Origin of the sequence: Nonomuraea sp. NPDC005692 (genome assembly GCF_040631115.1) — a bacterium.
In the GTDB taxonomy this organism is placed as follows: Bacteria; Actinomycetota; Actinomycetes; order Streptosporangiales; family Streptosporangiaceae; genus Nonomuraea.
In genome coordinates this window covers 77177-98107 of the sequence record NZ_JBEXYU010000036.1, presented here as the reverse complement: position 1 = coordinate 98107, position 20931 = coordinate 77177, and the positions used below count along the sequence as shown (strand labels likewise).

Sequence of the window (20931 nt, the reverse complement as noted above, 5' to 3'; positions counted from 1 at the left end):
GTGTGGCCGTAGTGGCTCTGGATGCGCAGGCCGGGTTTGGCGTTCTGGGCTCGTTCGACGAGGTCCCAGGGGCAGGCTTCACCGGCGAGGATCAGGAGTTTGCCTGGGAGGACGGCGGTCAGGTCGCCGCCGGAGGCCAGGAGTTCGAGGTGGCTGGGGACGCATTTGACGACGTCGACGTGGTGGTGGGTCAGGTAGTCGGCGAAGGCGGTGGGGTCCATCGCGATCTCGCGTGGCAGGAGGTGGACGGTTCCGCCGGTGGTGAGCGCGCCGAACACGCAGGTGAGGCCGAAGTCGGCCGCGGGGGTGGACACCACGGCGAACGAGCCGCCGGGGGCGTCGATGCGGGGGAGCATCCCGGTGAGGTAGCTCAGGACGTTGCGGTGCTCGGCGGCGACGGCCTTGGGGGTGCCGGTGGAGCCGGAGGTGAAGATGACGTGGTGCAGGTGCTCGGGCCGGACCTCCACACAGGGCCGATCGGCGCCCAGGTCAGGCAGTCGGTCCAGTTCTAGGACCCGCACGTCCGGGCCGAGGCGGTCGGTGAACTCCGACACCGTGACCACGGCCCGGACTCCGGCGGCGTCGAGCATGGTCGCGATCCGTGCCGCCGGATAGGTGGGATCCATCGGCAGATATCCGCCGCCGGACTTCTGGATGCCGAACAGCGCGCATGCCAGTGCGGCGCCGGACTCCAGCAGCACCCCGACCGGCTCGTCCGCGCGCACCCCGGCCTCGATCAGCCAGTGCGCGATGCGGTTGGCGCAGGACTCCAGCTCGGCATAGGACAGGCTGAGATCCGCGCCGACCACGGCGGGTGCGTCGGGGGTGGTGTCCACCCACCGTTCGATCAGGTGGTGCACGGCCTCGCCGGGCGCGTCCATGGGCGCGGGGCCGGTCAGGGCGGGCCCGGTCACCGGCTCCAGCGGCACCGCCCCGACCGGCGCGTCCAGATCGGACAACATCCCGCCGAGCAGGGCGAGGTACCAGTCCACCAGCCTGCGGACGGTCGCCTCGTCGAACAGGTCGGTGCGGAATTCGAGCACGCCGTCGAACCCGTCCCCGCGATCCTCCAGCGTCAGGTTGAGGTCGAACTTGGCCGTCGGCGACGTCAGCCGCTCGGCCACGACCTCGACCCCGGGCAGGCTCATCGGCGTGAGGCTGTCGTAGACGTTCAGCATCACCTGGAACAGCGGGGTGACCGACAGGTTCCGCTCGGGCTGCAACCGCTCCACGATCCGCTCGAACGGCGTGCGGCTGTGGGCGAAGGCGTCCAGCGCGGTCGTGCGGGCCCGGGCCAGCAGCTCGCGTCCGGTGGGGTCGCCGCCGACGTCGGTACGCAGCACCAGGGTGTTGAGGAAGCAGCCCACCACGCCCTCGGTGTCGGGATGGTTACGCCCGGCGTGCGGGACGCCCACCGCGATGTCGTCGCTGCCGGCCAACCGGCCCAGCAGCGCCTGCCATCCGGCCAGGAAGACCATGAACGGCGTCGTCCCGGCGGTGGCCCGCACCCTGGCCGCCAGCTCCCCGTGCACCTCGAAGCCGACCGTGCGCCCACTCCAGGCCGGCACGGCGGGACGGGGCCGGTCGGTGGGCAGGTCGAGCACCGGGGCCAGCCCGGCCAGCTCCCGCGTCCACCAGTCCAGATCGGTCTCGCCGGCCGTGTCGTGCGCGTTCTGGCCGGTCTCCCAGGCGGCGACGTCGGCGTACTGCAGGGCCGGGGGCTCCGGCCGGGGGCCGGCGCCGAGCCGGGCCGCGTACAGTGCCGACAGGTCGCGCAGCAGCACCTGCTCCGACCAGGCGTCGGTCACGATGTGGTGCAGGACCAGCACGAGCACGTGGTCGTCGGCGCCGAGCCGGAACACCGTGGCCCGCATGGGCGGCTCGGCGTCCAGCCGGAAGGGCCGCCAGGCCTCGGCCCGCAGCTCCCGCTCCAGCGACTCGGGGGTCACCTCCACCACGCTGACGGGCACGCCGGCGGCCGGCCGCACCCGCCGGCCCTCGATGACGCCGCGCAGCACCCAGTGCCGCTCGCCCACGTCGGACAGCGCGCCGGTGAGGGCGTCGAGGTCCACCGGCCCGCGCAGCCGCAGCGCCTGCGGCACGTTGTAGGCGGGGGAGTCCGGCTCCAGCTGGGCCAGGAACCACAGCCGCTCCTGGAGCGGCGACAGCGGCATGTCCGCGGCCGACAGAGCCGGAATGCCCGCCGGAGCGGCTTCCGCAAGGGTCTCGGCCGCGGCCCGCGCCGCCGCGAGCCGGGAACGGAGCAGGTCGGCGACCCGGTCCCGCTGCACCTCGGTCATGCCTCCACCCCGTCCGTCAGGTCGGCGAGCAGCAGCTCTTCCACGCCGGCGGCGAAGTCGCCGAGCACCGGACGGTCGAAGAGCAGCCGCACCGGCACGGCGAGCTGCAGGACCTCGCGGAGCCGTCCGGCCACGCGGGTGGCGGCGAAGGAGCTGCCGCCCAGGGCGAAGAAGTCGTCGTCGGCCCAGACGGCCGGACGGCCGAGCACCGCCGACCAGATCGAGGCGACCATGATCTCGGCGTCGGTGCCGGGCGCGACCCGTTCGGCCCGCGGGCCGTCGCCGGGCTCGGGCAGGGCGTCCCGGTCCACCTTGCCGCTGGTCAGGACGGGCAGGGCGGCCAGCGCCACCCACCGCCGCGGCACCATGTGGTCGGGCAGCCGTGAGCGCAGATGTCGCTCCACCGCCGCCGGATCGGCCGTCTCGGGCGTGACGTAGCCGACCAGGTGGGCCTGGGCGCCGGTGCCGGACACGGTCACCGCGCCCTGGGCCACCTCGTGCAGCACGGCCTCGACCTCGCCCAGCTCGATGCGGTAGCCGCGGACCTTCACCTGGTGGTCGCGGCGGCCGTGGAACTCCAGCGTCCCGTCGGGCCGCCAGCGCGCGAGGTCCCCGGTCCGGTAACACCTGCCGCCGGGGACGAAAGGATCCTCCACGAATCCGGACAGGCCCGGACGGTTCCGGTATCCCCGGGCCACGCCCGCGCCGCCCAGCAGCAGCTCGCCCACCGCGCCCGGCGGCAGCAGCCGCAGCCGCGGGTCGACGACGTAGGCCCGCTCGCCGGGCATCGGCGAGCCGATCGGCACCGGGCCCGGCTCGGCGGCGGACACGCGGTGCATGGTCGAGGTGACGGTGGCCTCGGTGGGGCCGTAGGCGTTCCACAGCTCGCCGGCCCGCGCCAGGATCTCCGCGGCCAGGCCCGGGTCCAGCGCCTCGCCGCCGGTGACCGCGCGCAGCTCGGCGTCGCCGGTCCAGCCGGCCTCGATCAGCATCCGGTACGCCGTGGGCACCAGGTCGAGCACCGTGGCCTTGGCGGCCGCCTCGGCCAGCGCGTGACCGTCCCTGGCGGTGGCCCGGTCCACCACCACGCTGGTCCCGCCGCAGGTCAGGACCGTCCACAGCTCGGAGGCCGCGGCGTCGAACGTCAGCGGCGCCACGGCCGGCTGCACGTCGTCCGGGCCCAGGCGCAGTGCGGCCGCCGTGCCCGCCACCAGGGCGGCCAGGTTCGCGTGGGTGACCTCGACGCCCTTGGGCGTGCCGGTCGAGCCGGAGGTGTACATCACGTACGCCAGGTCGCCGGGCCGGACCTCGGGCAGCTCGGCGCGGCCGTCGAGCGCCAGCCGGTCGAGGTCCAGGACGGCGAGCCCCGGCAGGCCGCCCCTGGCCAGCACGACGCGGGCCCCGGCGTCCTCGGCCAGCAGCCGCAGCCGCTCGGCAGGGTGCTCGGGATCCATCGGCAGGTAGGCCGCGCCCGCCCGCCACACCGCCAACAGGACGGCGGGCATCAGGTGGTCGCGCGGCAGGCAGACGCCGACGACGTCCCCGGGCGCCACGCCGTGCTCCAGCAGCGTCGCCGCCGCCCGGTCGGCCCAGTCGTTGAGGTCGGCGAAGCTCAGTGACGTGCCGTCGGGGCCGACCACGGCCGTTCCGGTGGTGTGGGCCGCGATCGACCGCGGCACGGTCGGCAGCGGTCGCGGCAGGTCCGGCCCGGCGGCCAGCGCCAGCAGCGCGGCCCGCTCGTCCGGGGTGACGAGCTCCAGTTCGCGGCCGGGGTCCGTCATGGCGTGCCGGAGCAGGGCGATCAGGCGGTCCACGTACGTCTCGGCGCGGTCCCGGCCGAGCAGCGCGGTGGCGTACTCCAGGTGCAGCTCGCCGCCGGACGCGGTGCGGTTGACCAGCACGCTGAGCTCGTGGCCGGCGGCTCCCGAACCGAGTTCGGTGAGCAGTTCCAGACCTTCCACGCGTACGGGGACCTCGCTGTGCTGCATGGCCAGCAGCACAGCGGTGCGGGGCAGCTCGGCGGGCGGGATCTCCTGGTGGATCAGCGCCCGTGTGGTGGCGTCCGCGGCCTGGCGCACCAGGTCGCGGAAGGTCGAGACGTCGCTGGTCCGCAGCCGTACCGGCACAGTGTCGACCAGCGGGCCGACGACCCCGGCGAGCTCGGCGCCGGCGCGCCGCGCCGCGACCGCGCCGATCAGCATGTCCGGTTCGGCGCCGGCCAGGGCGAGCCCGGCCAGGTAGACCGCGAACGGGGTGGCGCCGCACTGCCTGGCCAGGGCGGACACGCCGGCCATGAACTCCGCCGGCAGCGGCCTGGTCACCCGCGCCGCCGTCAGGTCGGCGGGCGCCGGAGGCGTCACCGGCGCGCCCGACAGCTCCCGCCGCCAGAACTCGCGCAGCCGCGGCAGCTCCGGATGCCCCTCCTGCTCGCGCACGGCCACGTCGCCGACCTGGACGGCGGGCCCGGTGACCGGGCGCCCGGCCAGCCCGGCGGCCAGCTCGTCCATCAGGATGCCGACCGAGCCGCCGTCGAAGGCGAGGTGATCGGTCACGACCACGAGCTCGGCCGCCGCCTCGCCGGTCCAGCACAGCTCGGCCCGGACCAGCGGCACCTCGTCCGCCACGTCGAACACGTACGCGCCCGCGCGCCTGGCCACCCGCTCCGGGTCTGCCCCGGGGCCGTGCTCGACGAGCGGCACCGGGACCGGCGGATGCGCCACGGCGTACGGCACGCCGTCCTCGCCCACGGCGACGGTGCTGCGCAGCACCTCGTGCCGGGCCACGACGGCGTCGAGCGCCGCCCGCAGCGCCGCCGCGTCCCGCAGGCCGCTCACCCGCAGCCGGACCGACACGGTGGTGACCGGCCGGCCCGGATGGAGCTGCCGCAGGGTCCAGAACTCGCGCTGCATGCCGGTCAGCGGGTACGTGCTCCGGCCGCCGTCCCGCCGCACCGGCTCCTGGACGGTCGCGCGCAGCCGGGACGCCAGCCCGGCCGCCGTGGGCTCGCTCAGGAACGCCGCCGGCGGCACGGTGTGCCCCAGCCGGCGCGACAGCTCGTTCACCACCTTGACCGCGGCCAGGGAGTGGCCGCCCAGGTCGGCGAAGCGGTCCAGCACGCCGACTTCGTCGAGGCCGAGCACGCCGGCGATGACGTCGGCCACCAGGCGCTCGTCGTCGGTCCTCGGCGCGACCGGCGGCGCGGCGACCAGCCGCGTGAAGCCGAGCATGGGCAGGGCCGCGCGGTCGACCTTGCCGGTGGGGGCCAGCGGCAGGCTCTCGCTGATCCCGATCCGGGCCGGGACCAGGTGGCCGGGCAGCCGGTCGCGCAGCCACTCGCGCAGCTCGGGCTCGCTCACCCCGGTCGCGGCGACGTGGCCGACCAGGTGGGCGGCCCCGTCGTCGCCGGTCTGCGCCAGCACCACGGCCCGCCGCACCGCGGGGTGGCCGCCCAGCACGGCCTCCACCTCGCCGAGCTCGACCCGGATGCCGCGGATCTTGACCTGGTCGTCGGCCCGGCCCGCGTAGCGCAGCTCGCCGTCCACCCGGCGGACCAGGTCGCCGCTGCGGTAGACGCGGCCGCCGTCCGGGCCGGAGCCGAACGCGGGGGAGTCCAGCCCCAGGTATCCGCGGGCCACCACGGGGCCGCCGATCCACAACTCGCCCAGCTCGCCGTCCTGGACGGGCAGGCCCTGCGCGTCGCGCACCGACAGCACGGCGCCGGCCAGCGGCTCGCCGAGGGGCGGCTCGCCGTCGAAGTCGCGTCCCGCCTCGAAGGAGGTGCAGGCGGTGCTGCACTCCGTCGGGCCGTACATGTTGAGGACGCGCCGTACGTTCGGGTTGGCGTAGATCTGGCGGATCAGCGCGGCGGTCAGCGGCTCGCCGCCCGACACCACCGTCCGCACCCCGGCCGGCAGTGGGTCGCGCAGCAGCACCGACAGCGCGGAGGGGACGCCGAAGATCGTCGTCACCTCGTCGCGGGCGGGCAGGGACGGCAGCGCCAGCAGGTTCTCCGCCATGATGACCGTGCCGCCGGCGACGAGCGGGACGAACAGCAGCATGATCGAGGCGTCGAAGCAGATCGACGCGCTGGCCAGCACGCCGCCCAGCTCCTCGGCGGTGTACGCCGACGCGCCCCAGGCCAGGAAGTTCATGGTGTTGCGGTGCTCCACGACCACGCCCTTGGGGGTCCCGGTGGAGCCGGAGGTGTAGATCACGTACGCGGCGTCGGCGGCGTCTCCCGCGACGCCGGGCGCGTCCTCGCGCGGCGCGACCTCGTCGATGTGGACGACCTCCGCGCCGGTGAGGGTGGCCGTCGCGGCGAGTGCCGTCGTGGAGAGCACGGCGGCGACCTCGGCGTTCGCGGCCATGAACCGTAAACGCTCCGCAGGGTAGGCGGGGTCGAGCGGGACGTAGGCCGCGCCCGCCTTCCACACGCCCAGGAGCGCCGGCAGCAGCCATTCGCCCTGTTCCAGGCAGACGCCGACGTGGTGGCCGCGTCCGACGCCGCGGTTCAGCAGCGTGTGGGCGACGCCGTTGGCCCGGCGGTCCAGCTCGGCGTAGGTGAGGCGGGTGGTGCCGGCTATGACGGCGATGCTGTCAGGGCTTTTCCTGGTCTGGATGGATATGGCCTCGTGAACGCGTGTGCCGGCCCCCGGGCCTTTCACGTCGTCGGTCATGGTGTCTCCCCGTAAAACCCACCGCGATTGGCGGCAAATATGTACAAATTGCGCGATGAAGCATAATCCGCATGATCGCTTTGTCGAGGGCTTTCTGGGGGCGGAGTTGGCCGTCAGCGTGAATGACGTCGCGTAAGGTTTTCCGGTCAAACTCCGAGGGTTTCTGTGACTGTCAGTAGTGGCTGATCTTCGGTGGGCGAATTCGTGATCCCGGCTGGCGGAAGAACCCCCGTTCCATGGGTGTGGGGCTGCGCTCCGGGGCCGCCGACGGTCTTCGTCCTGCGTCGGTACGCGCGCGGGGGGTTTGTGGCGGGTGTGGCGTCGATGAGGGCATCGTGCGCCGACCCTCCTCAGCAAGGTCATGAGGACGGCGGGCGTCCGAGGGGGCCATGGCGCCTCGAACGCGACCGGCCCGATGGCCGGAGCGGACGAAGTCGGCCCTCTGGCGGATGACTCCTGCGGCCGAGCGGCGCGACCGGGCGGCGGCGTGTCGGTGGCACGGCAGGAAGGGGTGGCGTGGCCGGACGGCGCGGTCGGGTGGCGTGGCCGGGCGGCGTGGCCGGGCGGCGCGGTGCGGTGAGGCAGCCGGGCCCGCGGTTAGGTGGCAGGAAAGGACGGCGCGGCAGAGGGAGGCGGCGGGGCGTGCGGTTGGGCGGCGCGGCGGTGGTCCGGTCCGGTGGCGTGGTCCGCGGCGCGATTGGCCTCCGCGAGCCGGGCCTGCTGCTCCTGCTCTGGGTGGTCTGGCGGCAGTGTGGTCCGGCGGTACGGCGGGGTGGGACGGCGCGCTGGGTGGGGTGACGGGTGGGGTGACGGGGTGGCTCGGTCCGGCGACTCGGTCTGGCGGCGCGAACGTTGCGGTACGGCGCGGTCGGGTGGCGCGCTGGGTGAGGTGCGGTGAGGTGAGGTGACTGCCCAGGCCGCGCATACTCCGGCCCGCCCGGCGGTCTGGAGGCATGGAAGCCGGGCCCCGGACTCCCGGGGCGCGGACTCTCGGGCTCCGGACTCCCGGGTCGCGGACTCCCGGGTCGGGAGGCCTCAGATCCCCTGCCCCCTCGGTCCCTGCCCCCTCGGTCCCCGACCCCGGACCCCTCGGACTCTCGGCCCTCGTGCCCCCCTCCCCTCCCGGGTCTCGTGGGCCCCTCGGCCCCTTGTGCCCCCTGCGTCCGGGTCTCCTGCCCTCCGGATCCCTCGGCCCCCCGGACCCCGGGGCTGCTGGATGCTCAGGTGTGGCGTGGGCTCAAATAATTGGGGGGCTTTGTCGTTCGGAATCAGAAATTGTTGATTTTGTTGTCGAGGGGGTCGGTGAAGGGGGGCTGATATTCGTTGGGAATCGGTCCGGGCGAAATGGCGGTGGGAAAACCGGTTCAGGGTTTCGTGGTCGGGGGGACAGGGGAATTGTTGGAATTCAGCAGGCCGGCCAGTCGGTCCAGGCCGCCCCTGACGAGTCGCCCGTACCCGTCGTCGCCCAAAGCGCCGATCCCGGCTCGGGCCTGGTCGAGGTGGTCACGGGCGCGGTCGAGATCGCCCAGCTTGCGGTAGCACTCGCCCAGGTTCAGGTGCAGCGACGGGTACAGGGCCACCACCGGGATCGCCACCCCGGCCTGTGCCACCTGTTCGTCGGTGACCCGGTCGGCGGCGGCGAGCGCGCGCAGGTCCCACATCAGCTCCTGGCGCACGTCGTCCTGCACGTCGGCCATCGAGTGGGCGAGAACGCAGACGTGCAGCGGTTCGCCCTGCTCGCCGCCGATGTCGTCCCAGATCTGCGCGAACAAATCGCGAGCGGCTTCGGGCCGGCCTTGGTGGTGATGTAAGTCCACCCCTTGGCCGATCCTGGCCATCGTCGGATCGGCGGTCATCGGCGCTCCTTCACTGTCGCGGGAAACAGCGGTCAGCGTACTTGTCCGGACCGATCCGGACGCCTGCCGAGCCGTGACCGCCGTAATTCGGCGGGCTTCATCCGTGCCGGAGACGTTCGAGGTGCGGCAGTTCCGCCGCGCGCGGGCGGCCGGGCCGGGTGTCCACGAGCCGCCATCGGGTGGTGATCCCGTCGGGGCCGTCGAGCGTGCCCCGCGCCAGCGCGGCGTCGATGCGGGCCCGTACGTCGGCCTCGGCTGCCGCCTCGCCCGCGAACAGGACCCGCACCCGGACGACGTCGCCCCGGCGGTCGGCGGCCGTGTGGTGCGCCGCGATCGGGCAGGGCGGCTCGTGCTCCCAGTGCCCGCACAGCGCCACGGTGATCGCCGCGCCGGGGGCGCGCACATCGCTGTCCGCGTCCATGACGATCGTCGCCTCATGGGCGAAACCCGTACGCACCCTTCCATGATTCACGTACGCGTACGACGGGTCCAGCGCCGGTCTCACTCGGGCGCGTACTGGGACGCGTACTCCTGCGAGGGCGGGATCGGCGTGATCACGTCCACCAGGACGCCGTTGGGGTCGGCGACGATGAAGTGCCGCTGGCCGAAGTCCTCGTCGCGCAGCGCCAGCTCCGGGGTCAGCCCCTCGCGCCCCACCAGGCGCTCCCACTCGGCGTCGACGTCGGCGACCTCGAAGTTGATCAGCAGCCCCGCGACCGGCCGGCGGTAGGCGGCGGGCAGCGTCGGGTGGCGGTGGTCGAGCAGGGCCAGCTCGTACGGCCCGCGGCGCAGGCTCACGTACCAGTCGGCCTCGAAGGTCACCTCGTACCCGAACAGCCGGACGTAGAAGTCCTTCGACGCGTCGAGATCTGCCGTGCACACCACCGGATACACGCTGCTCAGCTCCATGCGCTCCTCCTCATCAGTTTCACGTACCAACGGTATGTGGGCGTACACTATTTGGGATACCGTCGGTATGTCAAAGGGGACGCAGTGACCAGGACGGAGCAGAAGGAACGCACCCGCCGCACGTTGCTCGCCACGGCGAGGCGTCTGTTCGCGACCCGGGGCTATGCCGGGGTGGGGCTGGCGGAGATCGTCGGCGAGTCCGGCGTCACCAAAGGCGCCCTCTACCACCACTTCGACGGCAAGCCCGACCTCTTCCGGGCCGTGCTGGAACAGGTGCAGCGTGAGGTGGCCGACCGGGTGGCCGCGGCGGCCGACGCCGAGCACGACCCGTGGGCGCAGCTCAAGGCGGGCTGCGCGGCGTTCGTCGCGGCCGGCGCCGATCCCGACGTGCAGCGGATCATGCTGATCGACGGCCCCGCCGTGCTCGGCTGGAACGAGTGGCGGGCGATCGACGAGGCCACCAGCGTCCGGCACCTGACCGAGGCGCTGGCCGCGCTCGTCGCGGCCGGCGCCATCCCCGCCCAGCCGGTCGCGCCCCTGGCCCGCCTGCTGTCCGGGGCGATGAACGAGGCCGCGCTGTGGCTGGCGCAGTCCGCCCCGGACGAGCTGGCCGACACCCAGGCGGCGCTGTCCCGCCTCCTCGACGCCCTGCGCGCCTGAAGCGGCGGCCCCCGGCCACCGGCCACCGACAGCTCGCGCTCGCGACGGGCCGGCCGGCCGGGCCGGTCGGGCTGGTCGGGCTCGGCGGGGCGGCCTGGCGACCGCCGTGGTCATCCCCGCCGAGCAGCTACGAGCCGGGGCGTCAGCCGGTGGCGCAGGTCTTCCCGTTGAGCGCGAAGCTCACCGGCGAGGGCGGCGCGCCGCCGCCGTACGTGGCGGTGAACCCGACGTGGGTCTGCGAGCCGACCCCGATGACCTTGTTCCACTGCTTGTTCACGCCGGCCACCCCCGCACCGGCCTGGGTCCAGTTCGCGGACCAGCCCGAGACGAGGCGCACGGCGGCCGCCGCCGGGTAGTCGACCGTCAGCGTCCACCCGTCGACCGGGGCCGTCCCGGTGTTGCGCACGACGAGCTCGGCGTCCAGCCGCGGCCCTCCCGTCGTGGCCCGGTACGTCACCGTGCACGGCGCGCCCGACGACGGGGTGGGCGACGGCAGCCCCTCCCTGGCCAGCGCGGACAACGGGTCCGACGGCACGCTGAGATTGCCGGCCGCGTCCTTGGCGACCACGACGTAGGTGTAGCGCTGCCCGACGACCAGGCCGGGTTCGGCGAAGTTCAGGCTCGGCGGCAGGACCGTGCCGACCCTGCGGTACGCCGTCGCCGTCTCCCGGTACACGTCGTACGCCGTCACCGCCACGTTGTCGCTCGACGGCTGCCAGCAGAACGTGACGCCCGGGTAGTCCTGCAGGCAGGCGTCGCGCAGCCCGGTGGGCTTGGACGGGGGCACGTGGTCGCCCGGCAGCGGGGTGGGCGAGCTGGTCGGGGTCATCCCGAGCGTCGCCGGCACCGTGATCAGGGCGGACGGCGGGCTGAGCTGCCCCGCCAGGTCCCTGGCCACGACGTACATCGTGTACAGGCGGTTCAGCTCGCCGGAGAAGCCGCCGACCGTGCCGGTCGTGCTACTGGCGAGGACGAAGCCGTCCGGGTCCAGGCGGTACAGGTCGTACCCGGCGACGCCCGTGTCGTCGGAGGAGGCTGACCAGCAGATGGACGCGTAGCCGGTCGGGTTGGCGGCGAACGGCACCGGGCACGGCCGCAGCCCGCCGGGTCGGGTCGGCGGCGCGTCGTCGGCCGCCGCGTCGGCCGCGTCGTAAGCCGCGGGGACGGCCGCGTCCGCCACGTCGTGCGCCGCCGGGACGGAGGCCAGAGCCGTCCTCCCGGTCGGGCCGATCGCCAGCGCGGCGAGGAACAACGCCAGTGTGAGGAATCCGAGGGTGAGGCCAACCGCTCCCAAGGATCGTCTGCCAGGCCGCATAGGGCCTCCTTCTGATCGAGCCTGCACCCCCTCGCAGTGATCGTGAACGAGTTTTCATGTTCCGTAAAGCCGGGAATCCGCCGGGCCGGACCGGCCGTGTTACCTTTTCCCGCCGCCACTCGTCATGGGGATGACGACCGAGAACGAACGGTCGTCAGGCCCACGAGTGAATCGAGAGCAGAATGCTGACCACCATCATGTACACGACGGTCTACGTCACCGACCAGGACCGCGCCCTGGAGTTCTACACCGCGGGGCTCGGCCTGGAGAAGCGCGTCGACGTCCCGGGGCCCGACGGCCGTTTCCTCACCGTCGGCGTGCCCGGCAGCCCGGTGCAGATCCTGCTGTGGTCGCATGCGCGGGCCGCCGGACAGCCGGGCGACGCGGGCGGGGAAGGCGCGCCGGGCCCGCTGATCCTGGAATCCGACGACCTGCGGAAGGACTTCGAGGTCATGCGCAGGCGGGGTGTCACCTTCGAGGAGCCCGAGCCCGTGGACTTTCCGTTCGGCGTCCGCGCCGAGGCGGTGGATCCGGACGGCAACCGGATCTCGCTCCGCCAGCAGCGCAGGCCGTGACCGCGCACCCGGCCGGCCCGGTGGCCGAGGCGTTCGAGGCCCAGCGCGATCGGCTGCGCGCCGTCGCCTACCGGGTGCTGGGCTCGCACGCCGACGCCGAGGACGTGGTCCAGGAGGCCTGGATGCGGCTGGTCCGCCAGGACGTGCGGACGATCGGCAACCTGGCGGGCTGGCTGACCACCGTGGTCGGCCGCATCAGCCTGGACCTGCTGAGATCCCGCCAGGCCCACCCCGAGACGGCGTACGGGCAGGAGTTCGCGGACCTGCTGGTGACGCCCGCCGACGAGCCCACGCCGGACGAGCGGGCGGCGCTGGCCGACTCGGTCGGCCTCGCCCTCCTCGTGGTGCTCGACTCGCTCACCCCGAGCGAGCGGCTGGCGTTCGTCCTGCACGACCTGTTCGGGGTCCCGTTCCAGGAGATCGGCCACATCCTGGGCAGGTCCGCCGACGCCGCCAAGATGATCGCCAGCCGCGCCCGCCGCAAGGTCCGGGCCACGGACCGGGCGGCGGACCCCGGCCGCGAGCACCGGGAGGCCGTCGACGCCTTCCGCGCCGCCGCGCTCGGCGGCGACTTCGAGGCGCTGCTGCGGGTCCTCGACCCGGACGTGAAGCTGACCGTCGACACCCCCGGCGGCGTGGTCGTCACCCTGGGCGCCACCGCGGTCGCCGCCGGCGCCCGCATGTTCTCCGGAGAGGTCGCCCGGCAGCGGCCCGTGCTGGTGGACGGGCTCCCTGGCCACCTGTCCTGGCGGGCCGACGGCACCCCGCTGTCCGCCATCGCCTTCACCGTCGCCGGGGGCCGGATCACCGGCATCCACATCGTCGTCGATCCGGCCAAGCTCGCCGCGCTCGACGGGCCCGCCCCGGCCTGAGCCGGTGGTCGTCAGAGGCCGGCCCGCCCCGGCCTGAGCCGGCCCGGTCGTGGCCGGACCGGGCTCGGCAAGTCGTGCCGGGCCGGTCGAGCGGTGCGGTGAATGTCGCGTCTGGACCGGTTCACAGGCGGCCCCTACCATGGGCGCGTGCGGCTGAACGTCCTCGGGCCCATGGAACTCGTCGTGGCCGGGCAGGCCGTACCGGTCGGGCCGCCCAAGCAGCGGGCCCTGCTCGCCCTGCTCGCGATGCACGCCGGCCGCGTGCTGCCCGCCGACCTGCTGGCCGACCGGCTGTGGGCCGGTGACCCGCCGCCGAGCGTCCAGGGAAGCCTGCAGGTGTACGTCTCCAACCTGCGCCGGCGGCTGGAGCCCGACCGGCGGCCGGGCGCGACCCCGGCCGTCCTGGTCAGCGCCGCCGACGGCTACGGCCTGATGACCGGCGGGCTCGGCCTCGACACGGCGGACTTCGGGACGCTGGTGTCGGCCGGCTCCGCCCACCTGGCCGCGGGACGGCACGAGCAGGCGGCGGCCGCCCTCGCCGAGGCGCTCGGCCTGTGGCGCGGCGACCCGTACGCGGACGTGCGCGCGCAGGACTGGGCGCAACCGGAGATCGGCCGCCTGGAACAGGTCCGGCTGGACGCGGTGGAGGCGCTGGCCGCGGCCCTGCTGGAACTGGGCCGCCACACGGACGTGGTGGCGCGGCTGGACCCGTTCGTCCGCGAGCACCCGCTGCGGGAGCGCGCCTGGGAACTGCTGGTGCTGGCCCATTACCGCGCGGGCCGGCAGGCGGCGGCCCTCGCATGCCTGCGCGGGGTGCGGGACGTGCTCGCCGGGGAACTGGGCATCGACCCGGGGCCGCGGCTGCGGGAGCTCGAAACCGCCGTGCTCCGCCAGGACGCCGCCCTGTTACCGGCGAACCGCCCCGCCACCACGCCGTCATCCCCGTCGTCCCCGCCGCGGATGCCGGTGCGGACGGCGGCGCCCAGGGCCGACGATCCCGCGCCGGACCCGCCGCTGTTCGTCGGCCGGGAGAGCGCGCTGGAGTTCCTGACCGAGGCGGCCGGGGCGGCGTCCGCCGCCGGGCAGGTCGTGCTGGTGGACGGCGAGCCGGGCGTCGGCAAGACGAGCCTGCTGAGACGGTTCCGCGCGACCGCGGGCGTGCCGGTCGGCTGGGGGGCGAGCCCCGACCACGAGACCGCGCCCGCCCTGTGGCCCTGGGAACGCGTCCTGCGCGACCTCGCCGCCGCGGCCCCGCAGGCCGCCCTGCCCGGCGAGGTCGGCACGTTCCTGTCGGGCGGTCCTGAGGCGGTCCCGGCGTCCGACGCGCAGGGGGCGCGGCTGCGCTTCTTCGAGGCCGTCGGCGCGTTCCTGGCCGCGGTCGGCCCGGCGGTCGTCGTGCTGGAGGACCTGCACGCGGCCGACGACGCCACGCTGCGGCTGCTGGTCCACGTGGCCGCCACCGCCCGGCCGGGCCTGCTGCTGGTGGCGACCTTCCGGCGGCACGAGGCGTCGGCGCTCACCGCCACGCTCTCGGCGCTGTCCCGGCTCGGCGCGCGCCGGCTCGGGCTGGACGGGCTCGCCACCCAGGAGGTGCGCACGCTGGTCAAGGAGATGTCCGGCCGCGATCCGGGCGGGGACGGGGCCGAGGAGCTGCGCCGGCGCACCGCCGGGAACCCGTTCTTCCTCGCCGAGCTGGCCCGGGCGGGCGACGGGCTGCCGCAGGGCGTCCTGGACGTCGTGCTGCACCGGGTGGCGGGCCTGGGGGAGGAGGCGGCCCGCGTGCTGGAGCTGGCCGCCGTGATGGGCGACGAGTTCGAGGCGGTCGTCCTGGCCCGGGTCGCCGGCGGGACGGTCGGCGACCTGCTGCCGCCGCTCGACGCGGCGCTCGGCGCGGGGCTGGTCCGGGAGTCGTCGTACCGGCTGGGCGGCTACGAGTTCGCGCACGCCCTGGTGACCGACGCGTTGTTGTCGCGCCGGTCGCGGCTGTGGCGGGCGCGGGTGCACGAGCAGGTGGCGGCCGCCCTCACCGCCGTGCACGGCGACCGGGACGACCGCGACGACCGCGCGGCGGTGATCGCGCGGCACTGGCTGGCGGCGGCGGAGCTGGGCGCGGAGCCCGCCCGCATGGCGATGGACTACGCGGCCCGCGCCGCGCGGGCGGCCCTGCGGCGGCACGCGCCCGACGACGCGGCCGTGTCCTGGCAGGAGGCGCTGGCGGCCGCCGAGCCGGCCGGCGCGAGCGCGGCCGAGCGGTTCGAGCTGGCCGTCGGGCTGGCGGAGAGCCGTTACGCCGCCGGCCGGTTCGACGAGGGCTACGAGGCGGTCGAGCAGGCGCTCGCCATGGCCGGCGACGACCTGGACAAGGCCGTCAGAGCCGCCGACATCGCGATGGGACACGGCATCTGGGTGCCCTTCCGGTACGGCGTCGACGTGGCCGCCGTACGCGACGCGGCGGACCGGGCCGCGCGCGAGCTGCCGCCGTCCACGCCGGCCTGGGCGACGGCGCAGGCCGTCCGGTCCGTCGTGCTCGCCCAGACCGGCCGCGAGGACGAGGTCGCCGCGGTCTCCTCGCGGGCCGTCGCGGCGGCCGAGCGCCTGGACGACCCCGCCCTGCTGCGGCGCGTCCTGCACCTGCGGCTCATCGCACTGCAGGGACAGGACTTCGTCGAGCAGCGCGCCGGGACCGCCCGCCGCCTGCTGGCCGAGCCGGACCTGTCGCCCCAGCTCAGGGTGATCGCACAGCTCCACCTCGTCTCCCACCACGTGGAGCACGGCAGGGTGCGGCAGGCCCGCGACCTGCTGGCCGAGATCGGCACGCTGCTGCGCGACCTGCACAGTCCCACGCTGGCGCTGCAGGCGGCGGTGGCGCACGTGGGGCTCGACCTGTTCCAGGGCGTCCCCGACCCGGCCCGGCACTTCGAGCCCGTCAGGGCGATGTTGTCGTTCGCCGACCTGGCCTACTTCGAGCTCAGCATGCTCGCCGGACGGGCCGAGACGATCCTCCAGGAGGACCGCCTGGGCGAGGAGGCGGCCTGGCTCGGGGAGATGGCCCGGCACACCGGCCTGGCGGGGCCCGCCTACGCCCTGGCATACGCGCTGGCGGAGCTGGGCGAGCCCGAGCGCGCCCGGCGGATCCTGCGCGAGACGCCCATGCCGCCGCGCGACTACCACTGGGCGATGGCCGCCATGTGCCGGCTGCAGGCGGCGATCCGGCTCGGCGAGGCGGACGTCGTCCGGGAGGTCTACGACGCGTTCCGTCCGTTCGCCGGGCTGCTGCACGTGAACGGCGCGTGCACCACCGTCGACGGCGCGTACGACGGCCACCTGGGCGAGGCGCTGCTGGCGCTCGGTGACCGCGAGGGGGCCCGCGCCCACCTGACCGAGGCGGTGCGCCAACTGGAGCGGGCCGGCGCCGCCTACTGGCTGACAAGGGCCCGCCAAGCCCTCGCCAAGTGCACGTAGAGGCGCGGCGCGCACGCTGTTCCCGACACGTGAGGGAACAGACTGATGATCACACCAGAACACCTGACCGGCTTCCTGATGATGCACGCCGGTTTCCGCGCCGAGTTCGGTCGCCTGGCCGAGGCGTGCGGCGACCCGCGTGACGACGCGCACGAGGAACTGATCGAGGAGCAGCTCGCGCTCGTGCTGGACATGCTGCACGCCCACCACTCGCACGAGGACGCCACCCTGTGGCCCAAGCTCACCGGCCGCGCCCCGCAGGCGGCCGACGCGCTGGCCGGGCTGGAGTCCGAGCACTGCCTGCTGGACCCGCTGATCGAGGCCGCCGCCGACCGCGGGACGCCCCTGGCCGGGCGCGCGGCGACGCTGCGGCGGCTGCACGACCTCGTCAACGAGCACCTCGACCACGAGGAGCGGGTCGCCGTGCCGCTCATGCTCGCCCACCTCACCCCCGCCGACGTCGAGGCCGACCGGCGCCGGGCGATGGACGACTTCGGCCGCCGCCGGGTCCCCGTCATCCTCGGCTGGCTCGCCTCCAGCGCCGACGCCCGCCTGCTCGCGGCGTCGTACGCGGACCTGCCGGTCGTGGCCCGGCTGATGTTCCGCCTGTTCTGGTGGCCGGCCTACCGGCGGCGTTTCACCCGCCTGTACGGCACCACCCCCGCCGACATGATCCTGGAGCCGTGATGACCGCATCCGCACCGACCTTCTCGCCGCGCCGGGCGGCCGAGGTCTTCGGCCGCGCCCTGGTCTGCGAGTACGCCTCGCTCACCCGCGACGGCCGCCCCGTCACCTGGCCCGTCACGCCGTACGCCGGCGCGGGCGGCACGATCGACGTCAGCACCGGGCTCACCTACCCGGACAAGGCCGAGCGCGCCCGCCGGGACCCGCGCGTCGCGCTGCTGTGCTCCGGCGCGGAGGGCGGCGGGCCGGAGCGGGCGCCCGTCGTCCTGGTGCAGGGCCGGGCGACCGTGCGCGACGCGGACCTGCAGGCCGGCACCGACCGGTACGTCCGCGAGTCGCCGGCCAAGACCGGCGCCGGGTTCGCCGGGATGCCGTGGTTCCTGGTGAAGCGGCTGGGCTGGTACTTCGCCCGCATCTGGGTGGAGGTCACCCCCGAGCGGATCGTCTGGTGGCCCGAGGGCGACCTGTCCAGGACGCCCGAGATCTGGACGGGCCCTGCGGACGTCGCCGCGCCCGCCTCCGATCCCGCCCCCACCGGCCCCCGGCTGCCGAGCCGGTCGGTCCCGCCGGCGGACTGGCGGCCGTTCGCCGGCCGCGCCGCCCACCTGGGCGAGCCCGTCGTCACCATGGTGGCCGACGGCATGCCGCTGGCCGTGCGCACCCGCTCGGCCGTACGGACCGAGGCGGGCTTCGACCTGCTGCTGCCCGCGGGCGTCCAGGCGGCCGACGGGCCGGTGTGCCTGACCTTCCACCGGCACGGCCAGGCCATGGAGTGGCAGGAGAACGTCGTGCTGGTCGGGCGGGCCACCGGCGCGGGCGACCGGCTGAGCGTGCGGGTCGAGCGGGCGCTCAACGACTGGAGCCTTGCCGGCAGCCGCCGCGAGCGCAGCCGCTCGTTCCTCGGCCAGGGCAGGATGCTGAGGAAGCGCCTGGAGGCCGAGGCCGCCCGCCGCGGCCAGCCCGTGCCCCGCGTCCGCCGCCCGCGCGACTGACGCCGCCCGCCGGTCCCCGGCCGGCGGGGCGCCCCTACGGGGTGAGGATGCTGATGCCCAGCATGCGCGCGCCCGTCTCGGTGCGCGGGCGATGCGTGCTGCCCGGCGCGAACACGACGTAGCTGCCCGGTCCGAGCCGCTGTCCCCGGTCGATGAACTCGCCCGAGATCACGTAGTAGCGTTCCTCGCCGTCGTGCACGTCCACCTCGGGCCATTCGGTGCCCGGGGCGAAGTCGTACATCCAGCCGCGGGCCCGGTCGGTGACGGGCAGCCGCCGCCGGACGATCCCGGGGACGACCTCGACGGGTTCGACCTCGTCAACGTGCAGGATCTGGACGTCGTTCGCATCTTGCGTCATGACCCCATCGTCGCGGCGGACGTCGCCCCCCGCCCAGTGTCTGGATTGACGTCTACAGGTATTTTTCTGCCATGACTGTTCAGCGAGTGGTGGCGCTGGTCCTGCCGCCGCAGTCCACGTTCGAGCTGGCGTGCGCGGCGGAGGTCTTCGGCGTGCGCCGGCCGGGTCTGCCCGCCCGCTACTCGTTCCAGGTGTGCGCCGAACGTCCGGGCGCCGTGCCGACCCTGGCCGGGTACGACATGGCGGTCGGCGCGGGCCTGTCGGCGCTGGAGGCCGCCGACACGGTGGTGATCCCCGGATGGCACCGCCGCGACGACCCGGCGCCGGCCGCCGTGATCGACGCGATCCGGCGGGCCCACCGGCGAGGCGCCCGGATCGTCACGATCTGCTCGGGCACCTTCCTGCTCGCCGAGACCGGACTGCTCGATCGGCGCAGGGCGACCACGCACTGGCGGCTCGCCGCCGAGCTCGCGGACCGTTTTCCCGACGTACAGGTCGAACCGGACACGCTGTACATCGACCTGGGCGACCTCGCCACCAGCGCCGGCACCGCCGCCGGCATCGACCTGTGCCTGCACCTGGCCCGCGCCGACCACGGCGCGGCCTACGCCGCGCACATCGCCCGCCACATGGTCATGCCCCCGCACCGCGAGGGCGGCCAGCTGCAGTACAGCACCGCGCCCACCGGCGACCGCCGGCCGGAGACGCTGGCGCCGCTCCTCGACTGGGCCGCCGAACGGCTGGACGAGCCCCTCACCCTCGACGACCTCGCCGCGCGGGCCGGAATCTCCCCGCGGACCCTCGCCCGCAGGTTCGCCGGGCAGCTCGGCGTCAGCCCCGGCCGGTGGCTGCTCCAGCAGCGCGTCACGGCGGCGCGGGCCCTGCTGGAGGAGACCGACCTCCTCGTGGAGACGATCGCGGTCAGGGTCGGCCTGTCCTCGGCCGCCAACCTCCGCAGACGTTTCCACTCCCTGGTGCACACCACGCCCGCCGCCTACCGCCGCTCGTTCGGCGATCAAGACGTCTCCTCGCGACCGTCCCCCGTCAGGGGCGGGGTTCGTCCGCCCACGCCACCGGCGTGACCTCGCCGCTCTCCCGGTCCGCGCGCAGGATGCCGTAGGCCACCGTCCGGGTGGTGCCCTCGACCCGGGTGATCCCCGGCCCGCTCGCCCAGATCCCCGCGATCGGCCGGATCACCGGCCCTGCGCCTGCCCGGTGACACGCTCGACGGCCTGGACGGCGACGCCGGGCTGGTCGACGTAGATGTAGTGGCCGCTGTCGGCGGCCGTGCTCAGCCTGCTGCGGCCGGACAGCGCGAGCCACTTGCGCTGGCCCGCCGCCCACGCCCGCTCCAGGCGCGGCCCGTACTCGGGCAGGGCCTCCAGGTACGGCTTGCCGTGCCTGACGACCTCGACCGGGATGTCACCGGCGGAGCGGACCGCGCCGTCGGCGATGACCAGCTTCTCCGGGTTCTGCCCCTGGAAGATCGCCAGGTTCTGCGCGCGCAGCTCGGCCGCCGGCCCCTTGGCGGACTCGGGGATCGCCTTCTCGATGTCGTTCATCATGGTGGGCGGGGTGGCGTCCAGCAGGACCAGCCCCTTGATCCTGTCCTGGTGGTCGGGGGCGTACCGGGCGGCGATCAGCCCGCCCAGCGAGTGACCGGCCAGGACGACCGGGGCCTTCCCGGCGACGCGGTCGAGCACGCCGGTCAGGATCCTGCCGCTGCCGGCCAGGTCCTGCGGGCCCTCCGGCTGGTCGCTCGCGCCCGCGCCGAGCCGGTCGTAGGAGCAGACCCGGTGCCTGCCGCTCAACGTCTTCTGCAGGGACGCCATCTTGTCCAGCCCGTCGCCGCCGCCGTGCATCAGGACGACGACCGGCCCGCCCTCGACCGGCTCGCCCGAGCAGGACACGTTCACCGACCGGCCGGCCACGGTGATCTTCTCGGTGCCGGAGATCGGCGCGGCCCCGGACGTCGGCGTGGAGGCGGCGAAGGGGTCCCACTTCTCCATCGCGTCGCCGTCGCAGCCGGCCACCCCCGCGCCGAGACCGATGCAGCACAGCGCGGCCGCGACGGGTGTCCTGATCTTGGCGAGCATGAGGTCCTCCAGTGAGCCGGCCGCCGCCGCGAGGGCGACGCGCACGGCGGGGGTGCGAACGGGAAAGGCCGACGGAACGCCGCGGCCGCCCGGCAACGCTACGGACCGGACGGTGCCGGGATCGTCACCGCAGGGTGGACATTCCCCGGTAGCTCGCACGGGGGACAAAGGGGGCT

General features: G+C 74.7%; 16 protein-coding genes. 7 read left to right on the top strand and 9 right to left on the bottom strand.

The annotated features are described in order from the left end of the window. From ABZ459_RS44450 to ABZ459_RS44430, 5 genes are all read right to left on the bottom strand, one after another. On the bottom strand, positions 1 to 2300 hold a 2300-nt coding region (locus tag ABZ459_RS44450), incomplete at its 3' end, for a condensation domain-containing protein (RefSeq protein ID WP_357984609.1). After that, positions 2297 to 6976 carry an amino acid adenylation domain-containing protein gene (locus tag ABZ459_RS44445; RefSeq protein ID WP_357984606.1) on the bottom strand — a complete coding sequence of 1560 codons (4680 nt, stop codon included), beginning with the start codon at positions 6974 to 6976 and terminating at the stop codon, positions 2297 to 2299. The genes ABZ459_RS44450 and ABZ459_RS44445, both read right to left, overlap by 4 nt. Before the next feature lie 1364 nt (positions 6977 to 8340). Next, positions 8341 to 8832 (bottom strand): tetratricopeptide repeat protein, encoded by a 492-nt coding sequence (locus tag ABZ459_RS44440; RefSeq protein WP_357984603.1) that lies wholly within the window; start codon positions 8830 to 8832, stop codon positions 8341 to 8343. Between the two features lie 97 nt (positions 8833 to 8929). Then, complete coding sequence (locus ABZ459_RS44435) at positions 8930 to 9289, bottom strand: hypothetical protein (RefSeq protein ID WP_357984600.1); 360 nt, start codon at positions 9287 to 9289, stop codon at positions 8930 to 8932. 44 nt (positions 9290 to 9333) lie between these two features. Beyond that, complete coding sequence (locus ABZ459_RS44430) at positions 9334 to 9741, bottom strand: VOC family protein (RefSeq protein WP_357984597.1); 408 nt, start codon at positions 9739 to 9741, stop codon at positions 9334 to 9336. Positions 9742 to 9825: 84 nt separating this feature from the next. Here ABZ459_RS44430 and ABZ459_RS44425 point away from each other — a divergent pair, with 84 nt between their 5' ends. Further along, complete coding sequence (locus ABZ459_RS44425) at positions 9826 to 10401, top strand: TetR/AcrR family transcriptional regulator (RefSeq protein ID WP_357984594.1); 576 nt, start codon at positions 9826 to 9828, stop codon at positions 10399 to 10401. A 142-nt stretch (positions 10402 to 10543) separates the two neighbouring features. Here the strand turns inward: ABZ459_RS44425 and ABZ459_RS44420 are convergent, their stop codons facing one another. Then, positions 10544 to 11695, bottom strand: coding sequence for a cellulose binding domain-containing protein (locus ABZ459_RS44420; protein ID WP_357984591.1), 1152 nt, complete (start codon positions 11693 to 11695; stop codon positions 10544 to 10546). A gap of 203 nt (positions 11696 to 11898) precedes the next feature. On the opposite strand from ABZ459_RS44420, the gene ABZ459_RS44415 reads away from it, so the two are divergent. The 5 genes from ABZ459_RS44415 (at position 11899) to ABZ459_RS44395 (ending at position 18301) form a co-directional block, all read left to right on the top strand. Then, the gene (locus ABZ459_RS44415; protein WP_357984588.1) at positions 11899 to 12291 is read left to right on the top strand and encodes a VOC family protein; all 393 of its coding nucleotides are present in this window, start codon (positions 11899 to 11901) and stop codon (positions 12289 to 12291) included. Then, positions 12288 to 13163: a sigma-70 family RNA polymerase sigma factor gene (locus ABZ459_RS44410; protein WP_357984585.1), complete on the top strand. Its 876-nt coding sequence runs from the start codon at positions 12288 to 12290 to the stop codon at positions 13161 to 13163. The genes ABZ459_RS44415 and ABZ459_RS44410 overlap by 4 nt, the downstream gene beginning before the upstream one ends. A gap of 147 nt (positions 13164 to 13310) precedes the next feature. Beyond that, positions 13311 to 16625: a BTAD domain-containing putative transcriptional regulator gene (locus tag ABZ459_RS44405; RefSeq protein WP_357984582.1), complete on the top strand. Its 3315-nt coding sequence runs from the start codon at positions 13311 to 13313 to the stop codon at positions 16623 to 16625. Between the two features lie 45 nt (positions 16626 to 16670). Beyond that, positions 16671 to 17312, top strand: coding sequence for a hemerythrin domain-containing protein (locus ABZ459_RS44400; RefSeq protein ID WP_357984579.1), 642 nt, complete (start codon positions 16671 to 16673; stop codon positions 17310 to 17312). Then, positions 17312 to 18301, top strand: a complete 990-nt coding sequence (locus ABZ459_RS44395) for a pyridoxamine 5'-phosphate oxidase family protein (protein WP_357984575.1) — start codon at positions 17312 to 17314, stop codon at positions 18299 to 18301. The genes ABZ459_RS44400 and ABZ459_RS44395 overlap by 1 nt, the downstream gene beginning before the upstream one ends. Positions 18302 to 18335: 34 nt before the next feature. On the opposite strand, the gene ABZ459_RS44390 is transcribed toward ABZ459_RS44395, so the two are convergent. Further along, positions 18336 to 18659, bottom strand: coding sequence for a cupin domain-containing protein (locus ABZ459_RS44390; protein ID WP_357984572.1), 324 nt, complete (start codon positions 18657 to 18659; stop codon positions 18336 to 18338). Positions 18660 to 18730: 71 nt separating this feature from the next. Here ABZ459_RS44390 and ABZ459_RS44385 point away from each other — a divergent pair, with 71 nt between their 5' ends. Beyond that, positions 18731 to 19741, top strand: coding sequence for a helix-turn-helix domain-containing protein (locus ABZ459_RS44385; protein ID WP_357984569.1), 1011 nt, complete (start codon positions 18731 to 18733; stop codon positions 19739 to 19741). Here the strand turns inward: ABZ459_RS44385 and ABZ459_RS44380 are convergent. Together ABZ459_RS44380 and ABZ459_RS44375 are read right to left on the bottom strand one after the other, a co-directional pair. Further along, entirely contained in the window at positions 19704 to 19856 is a 153-nt protein-coding gene (locus ABZ459_RS44380; RefSeq protein ID WP_357984567.1) for a hypothetical protein, read from the bottom strand. The genes ABZ459_RS44385 and ABZ459_RS44380 overlap by 38 nt on opposite strands. After that, positions 19853 to 20800 carry an alpha/beta fold hydrolase gene (locus ABZ459_RS44375; RefSeq protein WP_357984564.1) on the bottom strand — a complete coding sequence of 316 codons (948 nt, stop codon included), beginning with the start codon at positions 20798 to 20800 and terminating at the stop codon, positions 19853 to 19855. Before ABZ459_RS44375 ends, ABZ459_RS44380 begins: the two co-directional genes overlap by 4 nt. Between the last annotated feature and the right edge of the window lie 131 nt (positions 20801 to 20931).

Coding starts and splice junctions, on each gene's coding strand:
- ABZ459_RS44430 (WP_357984597.1), bottom strand. CDS start 9,741: ATGGAGCTGAGCAGCGTGTATCCGGTGGTGTGCACGGCAGATCTCGAC.
- ABZ459_RS44440 (WP_357984603.1), bottom strand. CDS start 8,832: ATGACCGCCGATCCGACGATGGCCAGGATCGGCCAAGGGGTGGACTTA.
- ABZ459_RS44400 (WP_357984579.1), top strand. CDS start 16,671: ATGATCACACCAGAACACCTGACCGGCTTCCTGATGATGCACGCCGGT.
- ABZ459_RS44395 (WP_357984575.1), top strand. CDS start 17,312: ATGACCGCATCCGCACCGACCTTCTCGCCGCGCCGGGCGGCCGAGGTC.
- ABZ459_RS44415 (WP_357984588.1), top strand. CDS start 11,899: ATGCTGACCACCATCATGTACACGACGGTCTACGTCACCGACCAGGAC.
- ABZ459_RS44385 (WP_357984569.1), top strand. CDS start 18,731: ATGACTGTTCAGCGAGTGGTGGCGCTGGTCCTGCCGCCGCAGTCCACG.
- ABZ459_RS44390 (WP_357984572.1), bottom strand. CDS start 18,659: ATGACGCAAGATGCGAACGACGTCCAGATCCTGCACGTTGACGAGGTC.
- ABZ459_RS44445 (WP_357984606.1), bottom strand. CDS start 6,976: ATGACCGACGACGTGAAAGGCCCGGGGGCCGGCACACGCGTTCACGAG.